Raw genomic sequence first — 15552 nt, 5'->3', positions numbered from 1 at the left:
GGCGGCGCCCAGGGCACCGCCGTTTGCAACAATAGTGCCTCTGCCGCTCAGGTGTTGCTGGCGGTTCCAGCTGTCGGAAACTGCTTGGCGAATTCCTTTTCGTTGCCGGCGGCGAGCAGCTTGGCCTGCTCGATCCAGCGCTCGCGTGCGATGCGGCCGTCAAAATTCATCACGTCCTCGATCCGCTTGACATCGGCTGCTGTCCAGCTGGCGATCTGGGCGAAGCTGGTGACGCCTTGCGCCTTGAGCAGCTTCTCGTTGACCGGCCCAATGCCGATCAGCCGGCGCAGATTGTCGGGCTTGCCGGATGCTGGCTTGGCCGGTGCCGGTGCAGCTTTCTTGGCCGCTGCGGGCTTGCTCGTCGCGGATTTGGCTGGAGCCGAGGCTTTAGCGGTGGCGGGTTTCGCCGCCGGCTTGGCGGTGACCGCCTTCGCTGCGGCCGGTTTGGCCGGCGCGGGTTTTGCGGCGGCGGATTTGGCCGTCGCGGAAGTCGACATCAGGGCTGCGGACGCCTGGCCCGCCGGCTTTGCCGCGCTGCTCCCGGCAACGGGCGTTGCCTGCGCGTCGCGCAGCCGGCGCTCGAGGTCGGCGCGGGTCTTGCCGCATGCATCAAGTTCACCGGTCAGCCGGTCGCTGTCGGCGCGCAGCCTGTCGCGCTCGCTGCGTGTGCGATCGACGTCGCCACGCAAGCTGTCGAGCTCACCGCGCAGGCGTCCCCAGAGGAACCAGCCCACCAGCACGCCTACCAGGAACGCCAGGAGCATGTAGAAAAAAGTGCCCATTGTCTCTCTCCAGTCAGATCCGTCTGCCGCGGCATGGGTCCATGACCTCGGCGAAGGATTACTCGATGGTGGTCCGCGGTTCGCAGAACAGCCGGCTTCGGTGGAGCTGTCGGCGATCGGCTTTTTGCTTGCCCATGGCCAACGGCCGTTGTCGCGTTCGCCTGAGCGCCACGGCCGGCTGAGATTTTTCCTCGCCGATCCGCATGCGCTCCGGCTGAGCTTGGAGCGAAGGCTATCATAGAGCTTTTGGAAAGCTATCGGAAAACTTCGGTGGAGAGTACTTCAAGAACAGATATTTAGGGCGATAGTACAGCTATCCCAACATGCATTCCGGCTAAACTGTTCGGCGACGCCTGCGGGATGTGTTTCAGGCGTCGAGCGCTTCCAGCTCGTCGATCAGGCCGCTGATGACACCAAGCCCGATCTGCCAGAAGGCGGGATCGGTGGCATCCAGGCCGAAGGGCGCCAGAAGCTCGGAATGATGCTTGGTACCGCCGGCGCGCAGCATTTCGAAATACTTGTCCTGAAAGCCGCGCTCGGCGTTCTGGTAGACGGCGTAGAGCGAATTCACCAGGCAGTCGCCGAAAGCATAGGCATAGACATAGAAAGGCGAATGGATGAAGTGCGGGATGTAGGTCCAGAACACCTCGTAGCCTTCGCGCAGCTTGATCGCCGGACCCAGACTTTCGGCCTGCACTTCGAGCCAGAACTGGCCGAGCCTGTCGGAGGTCAGCTCGCCGTTCTTGCGTTCGGCATGCACCTTGCGCTCGAATTCATAGAAGGCGATTTGGCGCACGACCGTGTTGATCATGTCCTCGACCTTCTGGGCGAGCATGGCCTTGCGCTCGCGCCTGTCGGTGGTCTGGTCGAGCAGCGAGCGAAAGGTCAGCATCTCGCCGAAGACGGACGCCGTCTCGGCCAGCGTCAGTGGCGTCGAGGCCATCAACGCTCCCTGGCCGCTGGCCAGCACCTGATGCACGCCGTGGCCAAGTTCGTGCGCCAGCGTCATCACATCGCGCGGCTTGCCCATGTAATTGAGCAGCACATAGGGATGCGCCGACGGCACGGTCGGATGCGCGAAGGCGCCGGGCGACTTACCCGGACGCACCGGCGCGTCGATCCAGTTGCGGTCGAAGAAGGTTCGCGCGATCTCCGCCATGTCGGGCGAAAAACGCTGATAGGCGGACAGCACGGTGTTCCTGGCTTCATCCCAGCCGATAATCGCCTGGGGCGTATCCGGCAACGGCGCGTTGCGATCCCAGTGGTTCATCACATCCATGCCCAGCCAGCGCGCCTTCATCGCGTAGTAGCGATGCGACAGGCGCGGATAGGCGTCGCGAACGGCGGACGCCAGGGCATCCACCACGCTGCGCTCGACGCGGTTGGCGAGATGGCGTGAATCGGCGATGTCCTCGAAACCGCGCCAGCGGTCGGATATTTCCTTGTCCTTGGCCAGCGTGTTGGTGATCAGCGTGAAGGTGCGCAAATTCTTGCGGAAGGTCGTGGCCAGCGCCTCGGACGCCCGGCGGCGCACCTCGCCATCGGCGTCCTGCAGGCGGTTCAGTGCCGGCTCCAGCGTCAATTCCTCGCCGTCGATGTCGAAGCGAAGGTCGGTCATCGTCTCATCGAACAGGCGGTTCCAGGCGCCGCGCCCGGTGATCGATTTTTCGTGGAAGAGCTGCTCGACACGGTCCTCGAGCTGGTAGGGCTTGTCCTTGCGCAGATCGAGCACCCACGGCCTGTAATGGCCGAACGCGGGATCGCCGGCGAGCGCGCCTTCGATGGCGGCATCGTCGATCAGGTTGAGTTCGAGCGCGAAGAACAGAAGGTGCGCGCTGGCGTCGGTCATCTTCTCCTGGATGTCGCCATAGAGCTTGGCGCGCTGCGGGTCGGCGGTGTTGCCGGCATAAACCAGCCCCGCATAGGAGACGATGCGGCCGATCAGTTCCTCCAGGGCCTCGTAGGCGACAAGCGCCTCGCCCAGCCTGCCGGCGCTGCCGCGCTCGGCCTCGGCGGCCAGCGTGCCCTTCCAGCGGTTCTCGAAGCTGATTGCATCGGTGGCCGCCTTGGCGATATCGCGCTTCAGTTCCGGCGCGTCCATGCCGGCATAGAGGTCGGCAAGATTCCATTCCGGCAGGTCGCCAAGCTCGGCCGCGCCCTGGCCGGACGCTGGCGCCGCAAGCTGCCGAACAGAAACCATGTGCCCAGAAACTATGGGCCCAGAAACCATGTGCATTGCCGACACCTTCCGTAGCCAAAGATTCAAGGGGAAACGAGAAGCCGGTCAAATCCTAAGGAATTCATTCACCGGGTTTTTTGAAACCTTATTTAGAACCCTGTGCCAAGATGGTCCACAGGGCAGAATTCCTCGGGCGGGCAGTCATACCAGTCATGACAGGTTCCATACTCATAGTCGATGACGATCCCGTGCAGCGCCGGCTGCTCGAAGCGGCGGTGACGCGGTTCGGTTATAGTGCCATCGTCGTCGACGGCGGCGCGGCGGCTCTCGATGTCCTCGACGGGCCCAGCGCCCGCGAGGTTTCGGTGGTCATCCTCGATCTGGTCATGCCCGGTCTCGACGGCATCGGCGTGCTGAAGGCGATGCGCGAGCGTGACATAAATGTCCCGACCATCGTGCAGACCGCTCAGGGCGGCATCGAGACCGTGGTCTCGGCGATGCGCCACGGCGCCTTCGATTTCGTCGTCAAGCCGGCGTCTCCCGACAGGCTGCAGGCGTCGATCGGCAATGCGCTCAAGGTCGAGGCCGTCGAGGGCGAGGTCAAACGCACGTCGCGCCGACGCAACGGCCTTCTGACCTTCAAGGATATGATCACGCGCAGCCCGGCCATGGACAGGGTGATCCGCCTCGGCCAGAAAGCGGCGGCATCCAACATCCCGATTCTGATCGAGGGCGAGTCCGGCGTCGGCAAGGAGCTGGTGGCGCGCGCCATCCAGGGCAGCGGCGACCGCCGCTCGAAACCCTTCGTCACCGTCAATTGCGGCGCCATTCCCGACAATCTGGTCGAATCGATCCTGTTCGGCCACGAGAAGGGTTCGTTCACCGGCGCGACCGACAAGCACACCGGAAAATTCGTCGAAGCGCATTCGGGAACGCTGTTTCTCGACGAGATCGGCGACCTGCCGCTCGACGTCCAGGTCAAGCTGCTGCGCGCCGTGCAGGACGGCGAGGTCGACCCGGTCGGCGGACGCTCGACCGTCAGGGTCGACATCAGGCTGATTTCGGCGACGCACCGCAACCTCCTGCAGCAGGTCAAGGACGGCAAGTTCCGCGAAGATCTGTTCTATCGGCTGAACGTCTACCCGATCTTCGTGCCGCCGCTGCGCGACCGCCGCGACGACATCCCCTATCTGGTCACCCATTTCATGGACAAGGTCGCGCCGGCCGACCCGCGTCATCGCCTGCAAGGCATTTCGGCCGCAGCGCTTGCCGTGCTGCAAGCCTATGACTGGCCTGGAAACATCCGGCAGCTCGAAAATGCCGTCTTCCGGGCCTCGGTGCTTTGCGAAGGCGATGTGCTGACCACGGAGGACTTCCCGCAGATCCGGGCGCAGGTGGAAGGCACTGTCAATCTCGACACCGACGGTGGTGCGCTGTCGCCGTCCCTGCCTTTGGATGGGCGAGAAGAAGTAGCCGTGCCCGGCGAGGGAAGCCCGGCAACCGAACCCGATTCGCCGGCCAGGCTGCAGCCCCGCTTCGGCACGTTGCGGGCGCTCGACGAACGCGGCAATGTGCGTGCGCTGGCCGATGTCGAACTCGAGATGATCAAGCTCGCCATCGATCACTACAACGGCCAGATGAGCGAAGTCGCCCGCCGACTCGGCATCGGCCGCTCGACGCTTTACCGCAAGCTCAAGGAATACGGCATCGACCCCGAAACCGGCCGCGTCGACCGGCTCGCTTCCTGAGGCACAAGGCCGGCGCCAGCTTGCAATGCCACAACAGCCCGTATACCGGGCCCTTGGTGGATTGTGGCGAGCCTATGGACAGCTCTGTTCACGCATTAAGGCTAACGGTAACAGATCGTGTTCCGGGCGAAGGCGGAAACATGATCTAAACCAGCGGTTTACCAAGAAACCCTGTGCACAATTTTTGACGGGATATCGCCACGGTGTTACCGCATTTCGGCTTCAATAAGCGATGATTAACCATTAGGATCGATATTCGGATGTGATAACGACACATCCGTTTGGGCAAATCCGGGGACAAACGGCAGCCTGCAAGGCCTTTTGATTTGAACAGAATCGAACGACACATAAACGGGCGGCATTATCACGTGAGCGTCTGGCCGAAGTGGCTGGCAGCGTTGATTGTCGCATTTGGTTTTGTTGCCGCGGCTGCGACCGGAGCCAGCGCCGAAACACGTTCGCTGAAGCTCTATCACCTCCACACCCACGAGAAGGCCGAGATCGTCTACAAGCGCAACGGCCGCTACGTCCCGGAGGGTCTCAGGAAGATCAACATCATTCTGCGCGACTGGCGTCGCAACGAGCCGACCAAGATGGATCCGCGTCTGCTCGATCTGGTCTGGGAAGCGTATCGGGAAGCTGGCGCCACGGACTACATCCAGGTTGTCTGCGGCTATCGCTCGCCGTCGACGAATTCGATGCTGCGCAGCCGCAGCCGGGGCGTCGCCGAGAAGAGCCAGCACATGCTCGGCAAGGCGATGGACTTCTACATTCCCGGCGTGCCGCTGAAGAAGCTGCGCAACATCGGTCTCAAGATGCAGGGCGGCGGCGTCGGCTACTATCCGTCCTCCGGTTCGCCGTTCGTCCATATGGATGTCGGCAATGTGCGCCACTGGCCCGGTATCAGCCGCCAGGAACTGGTCAGCCTGTTCCCCAATGGCAAGACGCTGCATGTGCCGAGCGACGGCAGGCCGCTGCCCGGCTTTGAGCAGGCGCTCGCCTCCTACAAGGCGCGCAAGGGTTCGGGCTCGCCGGCCATCGAGTTGGCCAGCGCCGGTGGCAGCGGCAAGAAATCAGGCGGGTTCCTGTCGGCCTTTTTTGGCGGCGGCGACGACGAGGCCGACGACAGCGCCGATGTCGAGACCGCTTCGGCTGCGCCTCCGCCCAAGGCGAGAAACCTGAAGCCGGCCGTGGCAGCCAAGGCCAGCAACCTTCCGGGCATCGCCATCGTGGCGCCGGAGAACGCGCAGCGCGCCGAAATTCCGCAGATTGCCGACGAGCAGGCTCCGGAGCCGGAACAGGACACGCCGGAGACGATCATCGCGGCATTGCCGGCACGCAGCATTCCGTTGCCTGATTTCGCACCGCGGCCGAAAGCCGATGTCGGCGCGCAGCCGCCTGAGAACGTTCCTTTTGCGATGGCGGATGCGACAGCCACCACCGAGCAGGCCGTGGCGACAGCACATGCGCCGGCGACCGTTCCTTTCGGCATGGCCGATGCAACGGCTTCGGCTGATCCGGCCCAAATTGCCGTCAACAACGTACCGTTGCCGACTTGGCGCCCCGAAACTTCGCTGCCGGCCGCTCTGGCTGCGCCGCCCAGCAAGGATGTGCTGATGGCGCTGGCCGATACGGCTGAGCACGGCAAGACCGCGACCGATGCGTTCTCGGTGCTGCCGACGGCGCGCCCCGAGATGGCCAGGCCGGACGCTGTCAAGGCCGTGCTCGACGAGGCCAATGCCCAGGTCGGCGCGGCCGACGAATATCAGATTGCTTCCTTGTCCGAGTCCGAGCCGCGTTCGGCGTTCAACGATCCGTCGGGCACTGATGCCGCATCGCCGCGCGACGCTGTCGTTGCCCGCCCGGCCGGCTCCGATCCGGCCGCCGCGATCGGCGCCGGCGTGAAGACGACCCGCAAGGAATCGAGGGCTACGGCCCGTGACCTGAAGCCAGGCCCCAAGGCGATGGTGGTTGCCGCAGCACCTCAGGCCGCCCGCTGGGCGCTGACCAGCGGCGAGAATGTCGCCGCTGTTTCAAGTTCCACGACGGCGCCGGGCTACGCCTACAATATCGTGCACACGCCGCCGAGCGAGGTCTACACGGCCGGTTTCCAGCCAGGCAACGATGTGGCCGATGCCAACCGCTTCACCGGCAACGCGGTCAAGTTCCTGTCGGTCGCACGCTTCCAGACGAAGTAACGGACCGATCAATCGACAAAGCCGCGCCGGGCAACCAGCGCGGCTTTTTGTTGCGCGGCAAGGCGCGGCCACACTGCGACGCAAGTCGGCCGGGTTATTTCATGCCGCGAAGCCTTATTTCGCGAGCTCGCTCGCCGCGCGCGCTAGGGCTTCGATCTCGTCCCATTTGCCGGCCTTGACCAAATCGTCCGGCGCCACCCAGGAGCCGCCGACGCAGACGACGTTGGGCAGGCTGAGATAATCGGCCGCGTTCTTGCCGGTGATGCCGCCGGTCGGGCAGAATTTCACATCGGCCAGCGGCGAGGCGAAGGCCTTCAGCGAAGCGATGCCGCCCGACTGTTCGGCCGGGAAGAATTTCAAGAAACGCAAGCCGGCTTCCCGCGCCGCCATGATCTCGCCTGGCGTGACGGCGCCGGGCAGCAGCGGAACATCGCTGTCGGCGGCTGCCGCCAGAAGCTCGCGGGTGATGCCGGGGCTGACTATGAATCGCGAGCCTGCGCTCGCTGCCTCTTCGAACTGCCTGATATCGAGAATGGTGCCGGCGCCAACGACGGCCTCCTCGACCTCACCAGCCACCCGCCGGATCGCTTCCAGTGCATCGGCGGTCCTCAGCGTAATCTCGATTGCCGGCAGGCCGCCGCGTGCCAGGGCGCGTGCCAGCGGCACGGCGTCGGCGACATCAGAGATCTTCAGCACCGGTATGACCGGCTGGCCGTTGAGGAGCGACAGGAGGTTTTCGGTCTTGCTGGGCATCTGTCTCTCCGTATCCTAGTGCATGTCGCCCAAAGTGACCCGGTTTTGGGAAACGACATGCATAAAACAAAGACCTAAAGCGCATCGCATGAATTCGTTTCGGCGCGACGCGCTTTAGGACAATTCAACCGATTAGCAGACGGGTGTTTTTCTGTCCATGAAACGAAGCGTGTCGCGATGTCACGCGCAGTCGACGCTTGCCGGGATTCCGGCTCTGCCTTGAATCGGCTTGCGTGAGCGTTTAGTGGCTTCGGCAATGATATCACTTCTGCCCTTTCGCGTCGCCGCGCTCTACCGGTTTGCCCGGCTCGACGCCTTCGAGGAGCTGCGCGCGCCGCTCGCTGCCTTCTGTTGTGGGCGCGGCATCAAGGGCACGCTGCTTCTGGCGCATGAAGGCATCAACGGCACCGTCGCCGGCAGCGAAACGGCGATTGCCGAACTGATCGAGTATCTCGAAGCCATCGAAGGGCTCGCCGGCCTCGAGGTCAAATACAGCGTAGCCGCGGAAATGCCGTTCCATCGCATGAAGGTGCGGCTGAAGCGCGAGATCGTCACCATGGGTGTCGCGGATATCGATCCGGCGACGAGCGCCGGCACCTATGTCGCGCCGGCCGACTGGAACGCGCTGATTTCCGAACCCGATACAATCGTTATCGACACGCGCAACGCCTATGAGGTGTCGATCGGCACTTTCAGGGGCGCGATCGATCCGGCAACGGCGAGCTTTCGCGAGTTCCCCGCCTGGGTGGAAGCACACCGGGCGGAACTCGAAGGCCGTAAGGTCGCGATGTTCTGCACCGGCGGCATACGCTGCGAAAAGGCGACCGCCTATGTCAAATCGCTCGGCTTCGAGGACGTGTTCCACCTCAAGGGCGGCATCCTCAAATACCTCGAGGAGGTTCCGTCCGAACAGAGCCTGTGGCAAGGCGAGTGCTTCGTCTTCGACGAACGGGTTTCGGTGTCGCACGGCCTTGCCGAGGGCGAGGCTGAACTCTGCCGCGCCTGCCGCCACCCGCTGACGCCGAGCGACCTGACGTCGCCCAAATTTGCCGCCGGTGTTTCGTGCCCGCATTGCTTCGATGCGCGTTCAAACGAGGACCGCCAGCGTTATGCCGAGCGTCAGCGGCAGGTCGAGCTTGCGCGGGCGCGGGGCAGGGACCCGCACATCGGATCCTAGGTTGGCGCTGTTATCGACAGCTGCGGCAAAGCGACGGTTTGTCATTGTAATGCAAGGGTTCGGGACCTACGTCTTCGACGTTCGAAACCTGCCCGTTCGGCCGGGCAAATCCTGGAGGCATTGAATGTTCGATCCCAAGAAGCTTCTCGACGATCTGCTCGGTTCGCAAATCCCCGGCACCAGCGGCACCGTTCGCGACAAGGCGGGTCAGGCAGTGCAGATGGCCAAGGACAATCCGCTGGCCGCCGGCGCGCTCGCTGCAGTGCTGCTCGGAACCGGTGCCGGCCGCCAGGTGACGGGCACCGCGGTGAAGCTCGGTGGATTGGCCGCGATCGGTGGCCTCGCCTACAAGGCCTACCAGAACTACAAGGCCGGCAATGCACCGGCCGAGGCGCCGGCCGCCGAGCCGGAACTGTTGCCGCCGCCCAAGGACACCGCCTTCCACCCATCGCAGGCACCGCAAGGCGAGGATGAATTCACCCTCATCCTGGTGCGGGCGATGATCTCGGCAGCAAAGGCCGACGGCCATATCGACGATGACGAGCGCCAGAAGATCGCCGGCAAGTTGAGCCTTTCGGGAATTGGCTCCGATGCCGAAAAATTCCTGATGGCGGAGCTGGCGAGTCCGCTTGACCTCGACGCGCTGGTGGCCGGCGCCCAGACCGATGCGCAGAAGCTCGAACTCTACACCGCATCGCGCCTGACCATCGATCCCGACACACGTGCCGAGCGCGGCTACCTCGACCTGCTGGCCGGCCGGCTTGGCCTGCCGGATGCGCTGGTCGATCATGTCGAGGCGACGGTTTCGGCAGCCAAGGTGCCGGCCAAGGCCGGAACTTCACCCAATCCGCGCTGGTAGGCCAAAACGGCACAGGCTGCCTGTTTCGCGTTAACCTTTCGTTAACCCAGCAAGCGCATCATTCTAACCAGTCGGATCGGCTTTCCTCCTCCCAAGCCCGGTTCAGATCAGGGCGGTCGCCAATGACCGCCCTTTTTGTCGGCACGATCTGGTCGCCTGAGCATGATCTCCAGCAAAATCGGATCCCAATTTCGGATCATGCTTTGTGCTTCGGCTTGCCATCGCCGCCGTCATTTGCGATGCCTTTGCTTCTTGCGCAAACCCGGAAAATAGTGCGAGCGCGCGTCATTGCCGGAGGACAACAGCCATGATCGTAAAAAGAACCGCCATCGTCACCGGCGCCGGCACCGGCATCGGCAAGAGCGTCGCCACGGCGCTGCTCAAGGCCGGCTGGAACACGGTGTTCTGCGGGCGCCGCAAGTCGGTGCTGGATGCCGCGGTCGCCGAAGTTGGCCGCACCGATGCCAAGGCATTGGCGGTTGCCTGCGATATCAGCAGGCCCAGTGAGGTCGATGATCTGTTCGAGACGGTGGCGGCGGCCTTCGGTCGCGTCGACCTGCTCTTCAACAATGCCGGCATGGGCTACAAATCGACGCTGATCGACGAGATCCCGATCGAGGTGTGGAACGATATCGTCGGCGTCAATCTCACCGGTTCGTTCCTGTGCGCCCGCGCCGCCTTTGGCGCCATGCGCAAGCAGCGGCCGATGGGCGGCCGCATCATCAACAATGGCTCGGTGTCGGCCTACGCGCCGCGTCCGGGCTCCGTGCCTTACACCGCGACCAAGCACGCCATCACCGGATTGACGAAGACGTTGGCGCTCGACGGAAGACCCTATGACATCGCCTGCGGTCAGATCGACATCGGCAATGCGCTGACCGACATGGCACAGCCGATGACGGTCGGCGTGCCGCAGGCCAACGGCTTGATCGCCGCCGAGCCTGTGATGGACGTTCAGCGCGTTGCCGACGCCGTCGTCCACATGGCCAGCCTGCCGCTCGACGCCAACGTGCTGTTCATGACGGTGATGGCGACCAAGATGCCGTTTGTGGGGCGTGGGTAGTTATTTCCCGGCCAACGGCCCGCCCGGAAGGTAGAGCGCGACGGGACGGATCTCGTAGACGGCGGTCGGATTGACGCGGCGAAAGTCGCGCGCGATGGCGATCACATCGTCGCGCGTCGCGCAGTCGACGATATAGAGACCGAGAAGCTGTTCCTTGGTCTCGGCGAATGGCCCGTCAATGACGGTTCCCTCGCCTGGCCCGCGCAAAGTGAAGGCGGATTGTGTCGCCCCAAGCCGCGCCGAAGGTCCGAGGCTGCCGTCGGCGTAGAGCCCATCATGTATCTTGAGCAAGTCGGCCATCAGAGCGGCATCTTCCTGCGGCGTCAGCGCCTTGATGGCATCTTCCACGTGATAGGCAAGGATTGCATAGAACATCTGAGGCACCCGCTTCGATCCTGATCCAGGGGAGCGTAGCTGTTCCCAGCACGCACGCCCAGCCCTGGCCGTGCGTCTCCGGACGGATCATGACACCATCATGGTCGCCAGTCGCAACAACCGGAAAGAGCCCATCGGCGCGCTGTGACGCTCATTTCGCCAGGAATGCTCCGATCCGCTCCAGCGCGCGCAAAATGTTCTCCTCGGAATTGGCGTAGGAGAGCCTGATATAGCCTTCGCCGAGAATGCCGAAATCGGGGCCGCCGATGAGCGCCACGCCGGCCTCGTCGAGCAGCGCCGAAGCTAGCTTCTTTGCTTTCCAGCCGGTCTTCGAGACGTTGGGGAAAGCATAGAACGCGCCCTTGGGCGTGATGCAGGAAATGTTGGGCAGGGCGTTCAATCCCTCGACAACGATCTTCCTGCGGCGGTCGAAGGCGCGCATCATTTTGTCGACATCGTCCTGCGGGCCGTCGATTGCCGCGATGCCGGCAAACTGGCTCGGGGCGTTGACGCAGGACCAGCAATTGACCGCCAGCTTGCGCACCTTGTCGTAGAGATGGGCACCCTCGTCGCCATTTGGCCAGATCGACCAGCCCATGCGCCAGCCGGTCATCGCCCAGGTCTTCGACCAGCCATTGAGCACGATCAGCCGGTCGCGGATCTCGGGAAAGCCAAGCAGAGAGCAATGCGTCTCGCCGTCATAGGTCATCACGTCGTAGATCTCGTCGGAGAGGATGGCGACCTGCGGATGCGCCTCCAGACCCTGGACCAGTTTCTCGATCTCGGCGCGCGGCGTGACGCCGCCGGTCGGATTGGCGGGCGAATTGAGGATCAACAGCCTGGTCTTGGAGGTGATCAGCGCCAGCGTCTCCTCGGCGGAGAAGGCAAAGCCGTTTTCCTCGCGCATCGGCACTGGAATAGGTGCTGCACCGGTGAACTCGATCATAGAGCGATAGATGGGGAAGCCAGGGTCCGGATAGAGGATCTCGGCGCCAGGCTCGCCGAACATCAGGATCGCTGCGAACATGGTCGGCTTGCCGCCGGGCAGGATCATCACCGCTTCGGGCGACACCTCGACGCCGGTGGTGGTCAGCGTGCGCCGCACCACCGCCTCGCGCGTCGCCAGCAGGCCATTGGCCGGCGTGTAGCCGTGATGGCCGTCGCGTAGCGCCTTGATCGCCGCCTCGACGATGTGCTGCGGCGTCTTGAAGTCGGGCTGGCCGATGCCGAGATTGACGATGTCGCGGCCTTGTTGGGCCAGTGCTGTGGCCCTCGCGAGCACGGCAAAGGCGTTTTCTTCGCCGAGACGGTCGAAGGCCGAAATCGTGTGGAGCATTTTTCCCGTCCGTGTGGTTCTTGCTGTTGGGTCGCGTTTTTGTGAGCCTCAGGCCGCAAAAGTCAAACGGATTGGAGCTTTCGGTGTCGGAAAATCTCAAAGACTGGCAACCGCGCCCGCGGCCCGAACGCAAGGCCATCGACGGCCGGTATGTCCGGCTTGAACCGCTGAGCGCCGCAAAACATGGCGATGGCCTGTATGAGGCGTCGTCCGTGTCCGATGTCGATGGGCGCTTCGCCTGGCTGCCCGACTATCCGCCGGAGACCCGTGCCGCCTTCCAGCCATGGCTGGACAAGGTGGAGGCCAGCGAGGATCCGCTGTTCTTCACGGTCATCGACAAGGCCAGCGGCAAGGTCGCCGGACGCCAGACGCTGATGCGCATCGATCCGGCCTACGGCGTCATCGAGATCGGCAACATCTATTGGGGGCCACTCATCTCGCGTAAGCCGGGAGCGACCGAAGCGCAGTTCCTGTTCATGAAATACATCTTCGACGAGCTTGGCTATCGCCGCTACGAATGGAAGTGCAACAACCGCAATGAGCCATCGAAGCGGGCTGCCGAACGGTTCGGCTTCAAGTTCGAGGGCATTTTCCGCCAGCATCTCATCGTCAAGGGTGAAAACCGCGATACGGCATGGTATTCGATAATCGACAAGGAGTGGCCGGCCTTGCGCAAGGCCTATGAGGCGTGGCTCGATCCGGCCAATTTCGATGGCGACGGCCAGCAGAAGCGACGGCTTGAGGATTTTCGCGCGCAGTTCGGTGCGTGAGATCAGGCGCGTAACGGGAGTTTGCCATTGGCCCACACCCACGATCATAGCGGGCATGATCACATTGGGCACGATCATGGGCCGGGTCATGTGCATGGCTCGACCGACAAGAAACGCGTGCTTATCGCGGCCTGCCTGACCGGCGGCTTCATGGTCGCTGAAGCGATCGGCGGCATCCTCACCGGGTCGTTGGCGCTGCTGGCCGATGCCGGCCACATGCTCGCCGATGCGATCGCGCTCGGCCTTGCCTGGTATGCGTTTCATCTTGCCGGGCGTCCGGCGACCGTTCGCCTCACCTACGGCTTCGGCCGGGTCAAGACGCTGGTGGCCTATACCAACGGCATCGCCATCTTCGTCATCGCGCTATGGATCGTCTACGAGGCCTGGGGGCGCCTGCAGGCGCCGGCACCGGTGCTTGGCGGGCCGATGCTGGTGGTGGCGATCCTCGGCCTGCTGGTCAATATCGGTTCGTTCTTCGTGCTGCATGGCGGCGATCGCGAAAACCTGAACATGCGTGGCGCCATCCTGCATGTGCTGGGCGACCTGCTTGGCTCGGCCGCGGCCATCGCTGCCGCGCTGGTCATCCTGGCGACCGGCTGGACGCCGATAGACCCGATCCTGTCGGTCCTTGTCTCGCTGCTGATCCTGTATACGGCATGGTCGCTGATGCGCGCAGCCGCCCATGTCCTGCTTGAGGGCGTGCCGCCCAGCCTCGACCGCGATCTCATAGCCAGGGATATCGAGGCGACGATCCAGGGCGTGCGCGAAGTGCATCACATGCATGTCTGGTCGCTCGACGGCACCAGCAACATGGCGACGCTGCATGCCTGCCTCGACGAGGGCGTCGACGCGCACCAGGCGGTCAGCGCCGTCAAGAAGCGGCTTGCCAGCGAGCACGGCATCAGCCATGCCACCGTGGAACCGGAATTCGGACAGTGCGCCGACGATGGCGACGACCACGACCACGGGCATGAAGCGGCCGCGTATCACGACCACCATCACTAGGACCGATCGATTGGTCGTCCTGCCTTAGGAGTTCCAAACCTTGAAAACCAGCTTGATGAACGCCCACTGCCCGGACGCGGCGTGATGGATCGCGACACCAGGAATGCGGCCATCGCAGCGGTGTGGATCATGCTTCTGTTCGGCATCGGCGCCTACTATCTGCCGACCATGATGCTGGCGCTTGGCAGCCTTTCGACCGTGCTGGCCGGCGCCTTTGGCATCGTCTTCGTGCTGGCGTTCTTCTCGGTGTTCTGGCTGCGGGCCCGCAACCAGCGCAAAAACCAGGGTAAATAGGCAAGGGATTTTCGACATGCGCATTCTGATCACCGGCGCCGCAGGCATGGTCGGCCGCAAGCTCATCGCCCGGCTGGCCAAGGACGGCACACTGCGCGGCGGCAAGATCACCGCGCTCGACCTGCACGATATCGTGCCGCCGCAGGCACCTGTCATGGACGGGGTCAGCGTCACCCTCCACACCGGCGATCTTGCCGAGGCGGGTGCCACCGAGCGCCTGGTCGCGTCGCGGCCCGATGTCGTCTTCCATCTCGCCGGCATCGTATCCGGCGAGGCGGAGGCGAACTTCGATCTCGGCTACCGTGTCAATCTCGATGGCACCCGCGCCCTGTTCGATGCCATTCGCCTGGCGGGCTTTGCACCGCGCGTCGTCTTCACCTCGTCGATCGCGGTGTTCGGCGCGCCGTTCCCGGATGTCATTCCGGATGACTTCCATCCGACGCCGCTGACCTCCTACGGCACCCAGAAGCAGATGAGCGAAGCGCTGCTGGCCGACTATTCCAGGCGCGGTTTCTTCGACGGCATCGGCATCAGGCTGCCGACCATCTGCGTGCGGCCAGGCAAGCCGAACAAAGCGGCGTCGGGCTTCTTTTCCGGCATCATCCGCGAGCCCTTGAGCGGCCACGAGGCGATCCTGCCGGTGCCGCGCTCCGTCGTGCACACCCACGCCAGCCCGCGTTCGGCGGTCAATTTCCTGATCCATGCGGCGGAGATCGATGGCGCCGCTGTCGGACCGCGCCGCAATCTGACGATGCCCGGCGTCGCCGTCACCGTTGGCGAGCAGATCGAGGCGCTGGAACGCATCGCCGGGCCGAAGGTGGCAAGCCTGATCCGCGAGGAGCCGGACGAGACGATCTGGGCGATCGTCAAGGGTTGGCCGACCCGGTTCGAGGCGCGGCGGTCGAGGGAACTCGGCTTTGTCGCCGAAAAGAGTTTTGATGAGATCATCCGCGCTCACATCGAGGACGAACTCGGCGGCAAGATCGCGAGTTAAACCTACAGCACTACGGCGG

At 63.7% G+C, this 15552-nt stretch carries 14 protein-coding genes; 9 read left to right on the top strand and 5 right to left on the bottom strand.

Annotated features, from left to right (window positions below; genetic code table 11):
* Nucleotides 1-47 precede the first annotated feature (47 nt).
* Complete coding sequence (locus NKI38_RS03230) at nucleotides 48-782, bottom strand: helix-hairpin-helix domain-containing protein (protein WP_352654719.1); 735 nt, start codon at nucleotides 780-782, stop codon at nucleotides 48-50.
* A gap of 367 nt (nucleotides 783-1149) precedes the next feature.
* Nucleotides 1150-2982, bottom strand: a complete 1833-nt coding sequence (locus NKI38_RS03225) for a M3 family oligoendopeptidase (RefSeq protein WP_352654717.1) — start codon at nucleotides 2980-2982, stop codon at nucleotides 1150-1152.
* A 191-nt stretch (nucleotides 2983-3173) separates the two neighbouring features.
* Here NKI38_RS03225 and NKI38_RS03220 point away from each other — a divergent pair, with 191 nt between their 5' ends.
* Entirely contained in the window at nucleotides 3174-4709 is a 1536-nt protein-coding gene (locus NKI38_RS03220) for a sigma-54-dependent transcriptional regulator (RefSeq protein WP_352654715.1), read from the top strand.
* Between the two features lie 368 nt (nucleotides 4710-5077).
* Complete coding sequence (locus NKI38_RS03215; protein ID WP_352654713.1) at nucleotides 5078-6907, top strand: peptidoglycan L,D-endopeptidase MepK; 1830 nt, start codon at nucleotides 5078-5080, stop codon at nucleotides 6905-6907.
* A 114-nt stretch (nucleotides 6908-7021) separates the two neighbouring features.
* On the opposite strand, the gene NKI38_RS03210 is transcribed toward NKI38_RS03215, so the two are convergent.
* Complete coding sequence (locus NKI38_RS03210; RefSeq protein WP_352654711.1) at nucleotides 7022-7660, bottom strand: 2-dehydro-3-deoxy-phosphogluconate aldolase; 639 nt, start codon at nucleotides 7658-7660, stop codon at nucleotides 7022-7024.
* Nucleotides 7661-7916: 256 nt separating this feature from the next.
* On the opposite strand from NKI38_RS03210, the gene trhO reads away from it, so the two are divergent.
* The 3 genes from trhO (at nucleotide 7917) to NKI38_RS03195 (ending at nucleotide 10759) form a co-directional block, all read left to right on the top strand.
* Nucleotides 7917-8837, top strand: coding sequence for an oxygen-dependent tRNA uridine(34) hydroxylase TrhO (gene trhO / locus NKI38_RS03205; RefSeq protein WP_352654709.1), 921 nt, complete (start codon nucleotides 7917-7919; stop codon nucleotides 8835-8837).
* A gap of 124 nt (nucleotides 8838-8961) precedes the next feature.
* Nucleotides 8962-9696 (top strand): tellurite resistance TerB family protein, encoded by a 735-nt coding sequence (locus NKI38_RS03200; protein ID WP_352654708.1) that lies wholly within the window; start codon nucleotides 8962-8964, stop codon nucleotides 9694-9696.
* Between the two features lie 307 nt (nucleotides 9697-10003).
* Nucleotides 10004-10759: an SDR family oxidoreductase gene (locus NKI38_RS03195; RefSeq protein ID WP_352654706.1), complete on the top strand. Its 756-nt coding sequence runs from the start codon at nucleotides 10004-10006 to the stop codon at nucleotides 10757-10759.
* Here the strand turns inward: NKI38_RS03195 and NKI38_RS03190 are convergent, their stop codons facing one another.
* Together NKI38_RS03190 and NKI38_RS03185 are read right to left on the bottom strand one after the other, a co-directional pair.
* Nucleotides 10760-11134 (bottom strand): YciI family protein, encoded by a 375-nt coding sequence (locus tag NKI38_RS03190; RefSeq protein ID WP_352654705.1) that lies wholly within the window; start codon nucleotides 11132-11134, stop codon nucleotides 10760-10762. It lies immediately after the preceding gene.
* Between the two features lie 151 nt (nucleotides 11135-11285).
* Nucleotides 11286-12470, bottom strand: a complete 1185-nt coding sequence (locus NKI38_RS03185; protein WP_352654703.1) for a pyridoxal phosphate-dependent aminotransferase — start codon at nucleotides 12468-12470, stop codon at nucleotides 11286-11288.
* A gap of 83 nt (nucleotides 12471-12553) precedes the next feature.
* Here NKI38_RS03185 and NKI38_RS03180 point away from each other — a divergent pair, with 83 nt between their 5' ends.
* The 4 genes from NKI38_RS03180 to denD all read left to right on the top strand — a co-directional run bounded on the left by NKI38_RS03180 (nucleotide 12554) and on the right by denD (nucleotide 15533).
* Nucleotides 12554-13240, top strand: coding sequence for a GNAT family N-acetyltransferase (locus tag NKI38_RS03180; protein WP_352654701.1), 687 nt, complete (start codon nucleotides 12554-12556; stop codon nucleotides 13238-13240).
* Nucleotides 13241-13267: 27 nt separating this feature from the next.
* On the top strand, nucleotides 13268-14245 hold the full coding sequence (locus tag NKI38_RS03175; protein ID WP_352654699.1) for a cation diffusion facilitator family transporter: 978 nt from the start codon (nucleotides 13268-13270) through the stop codon (nucleotides 14243-14245).
* A gap of 81 nt (nucleotides 14246-14326) precedes the next feature.
* Nucleotides 14327-14539: a hypothetical protein gene (locus NKI38_RS03170; RefSeq protein WP_352654697.1), complete on the top strand. Its 213-nt coding sequence runs from the start codon at nucleotides 14327-14329 to the stop codon at nucleotides 14537-14539.
* 16 nt (nucleotides 14540-14555) lie between these two features.
* The gene (gene denD / locus NKI38_RS03165; protein ID WP_352654696.1) at nucleotides 14556-15533 is read left to right on the top strand and encodes a D-erythronate dehydrogenase; all 978 of its coding nucleotides are present in this window, start codon (nucleotides 14556-14558) and stop codon (nucleotides 15531-15533) included.
* Nucleotides 15534-15552 lie beyond the last annotated feature (19 nt).

This window comes from Mesorhizobium sp. M0621, assembly GCF_040320745.1.
Taxonomy (GTDB): Bacteria; Pseudomonadota; Alphaproteobacteria; order Rhizobiales; family Rhizobiaceae; genus Mesorhizobium.
Note: the sequence above shows the minus strand (reverse complement) of the source record. Positions and strands in the feature narration are given on the sequence as shown.

Bases quoted from the DNA above. Each gene is read 5' to 3' on its own strand.
- NKI38_RS03185 (WP_352654703.1), bottom strand. From the start codon at position 12,470: ATGCTCCACACGATTTCGGCCTTCGACCGTCTCGGCGAAGAAAACGCC.
- NKI38_RS03210 (WP_352654711.1), bottom strand. From the start codon at position 7,660: ATGCCCAGCAAGACCGAAAACCTCCTGTCGCTCCTCAACGGCCAGCCG.
- NKI38_RS03225 (WP_352654717.1), bottom strand. From the start codon at position 2,982: ATGGTTTCTGTTCGGCAGCTTGCGGCGCCAGCGTCCGGCCAGGGCGCG.
- NKI38_RS03230 (WP_352654719.1), bottom strand. From the start codon at position 782: ATGGGCACTTTTTTCTACATGCTCCTGGCGTTCCTGGTAGGCGTGCTG.
- denD (WP_352654696.1), top strand. From the start codon at position 14,556: ATGCGCATTCTGATCACCGGCGCCGCAGGCATGGTCGGCCGCAAGCTC.
- NKI38_RS03220 (WP_352654715.1), top strand. From the start codon at position 3,174: ATGACAGGTTCCATACTCATAGTCGATGACGATCCCGTGCAGCGCCGG.
- NKI38_RS03190 (WP_352654705.1), bottom strand. From the start codon at position 11,134: ATGTTCTATGCAATCCTTGCCTATCACGTGGAAGATGCCATCAAGGCG.
- trhO (WP_352654709.1), top strand. From the start codon at position 7,917: ATGATATCACTTCTGCCCTTTCGCGTCGCCGCGCTCTACCGGTTTGCC.
- NKI38_RS03195 (WP_352654706.1), top strand. From the start codon at position 10,004: ATGATCGTAAAAAGAACCGCCATCGTCACCGGCGCCGGCACCGGCATC.
- NKI38_RS03200 (WP_352654708.1), top strand. From the start codon at position 8,962: ATGTTCGATCCCAAGAAGCTTCTCGACGATCTGCTCGGTTCGCAAATC.